Raw genomic sequence first — 1,684 nt, 5'->3', positions numbered from 1 at the left:
CCTCGATCCGCCGATGGTCCTTCGGTGATCGGTTGATCTCGGCTGTGGGCACCACCAAGATTTTCGGGCAGGAGTGATCCCCAGATCACGTCGTCGTCTGGTTGTTCCACGAATTGGTAGGTCAGCTCGGGCCGAAGGACTTCGGCTCAGGTGGTCAGGCGGGGACAGCCACCGGCGGGGAGTGAGCGTGAGTGAACAACCGGGTGCACTGGACTTCCCACTTCCAGCCCTCCGGCAGGTGCAGCACCAACCGCCGGGACCGACGCGCCACCCGAGCCGCAACGGTGATGACCTGACGTCGGATTGTGGCGGTGGTGGCCCTGGCCAGTGCCCCGGCCGCGATGGTTCCGGCAGCCCTGGTGAGGTTGAAGGCCATGACCGCCAACACCAACCACGCCGCGTTCGCGGTAAACACACCTGAAGGCATATGCGCCAGCGCGCTGTTCTTCAGATCCGCGTTGACCTGCTCGATGACCGCATGCTGCCGGTGGGTCTTGTCCGCGGCCACTGTATCGAGGAGGTCCGGGTCGGCGGTGGTGAACACCGCGTGGAAGCGGTGCAGATCAAACAGTCCCGGCTGATCCACGTCCCTCTTGTTCAACTCCGGGATCCGGCGGACCACCAGCCGTCCGGGAACCTGATCGGCCTCCGGCTTCGACGCAAAAGCGGTGAACGGGATTTCCGCGACTTCTGCTGAGGAGATCCAGGTCTGGGTGTCCTCGTCGAAGAGTGCGTCGGTGTACTCAATTGTTTCCCAGGACGTGTCCGGGATCGTGGTGATCGCGTGGCGGATGTTGCGCGTCATCCGTGCGGTGATCGACACATCCGCACCTGCGGTGCGTGCTGCATGGATGCTGGAACGGCCGTAGAAAGCGGAGTCCGCCCGCACCAGTATTTTCTGGTGCTGGAGTCCCGGTAACCGCCTGGTGGTGGTGATCGCATCGGCAATCAATCGGCCAGCACCACGCGGGGAACCGCAGGAACCACGGCGCAGGCGCTGCGCCACGACCACCGGGGCGGAAGTCCTCGTGGTGACCGTGGCCAGCAGGGCATTGAGACCGCGGATGCCGGAGTAGCCGAAGCTGGCACCTTGTTTCTGGTGGCCATAAACTTCGATGATGGTGTCGTCGACATCAACAAAGACATACCCGCTGGTGGCAGCCGGGGCGGGCACCAGGGCTGGAGCTTGGTCAGCCAGGCTGGTGAGGAATCGGGAGGCCACGGCATCCAACTGGCGGACATGCCCGAAGGTGAAGGCCCGCAGGAAGGAACCCAGGGTCGAGGGCGCGTAGATCCGGGTAAACAGTCGGTGCATGCCACCGTGGCGCAGCTGGTCCATGTCGTCAATCGAGTCGGCACCGGCGACCATGCCGGCGACCAGTGAGGTGATCTTCGCCCCGGCGTTGGCACCCTTGTCGCCTGCCACGGTCAGGCGGTGTTGTGCCAGGGCCGACAGCCCTGCGGTATCAGCCAGGCGCATGACCGGGACCAGGCCGGCAGACGACACCAGGGTGGGGTCATCGAATGAAATAGAGAGTGCCGCGGGAGTGTGAGATAGTTGCACCTGAGAGATGCCCTCCTGGATGGGGAATATAGACCTTCGACAAGTCGTATTATCCCAGTTCAGAAGGGCATTTCTCTTTTTCCCACGCCGCTAAACCTAAATCACATCGGTGTATCCAGG

At 63.1% G+C, this 1,684-nt stretch carries 1 protein-coding gene; it reads right to left on the bottom strand.

Translation table 11 applies throughout. From position 1 onward, the window contains the following. Positions 1-154: 154 nt before the first annotated feature. Positions 155-1,564 (bottom strand): IS1380 family transposase, encoded by a 1,410-nt coding sequence (locus NYP18_RS15270; protein WP_259429050.1) that lies wholly within the window; start codon positions 1,562-1,564, stop codon positions 155-157. Between the last annotated feature and the right edge of the window lie 120 nt (positions 1,565-1,684).

Origin of the sequence: Corynebacterium lemuris (assembly GCF_024919295.1) — a bacterium.
Taxonomy (GTDB): Bacteria; Actinomycetota; Actinomycetes; order Mycobacteriales; family Mycobacteriaceae; genus Corynebacterium; species Corynebacterium lemuris.
Note: the sequence above shows the minus strand (reverse complement) of the source record. Positions and strands in the feature narration are given on the sequence as shown.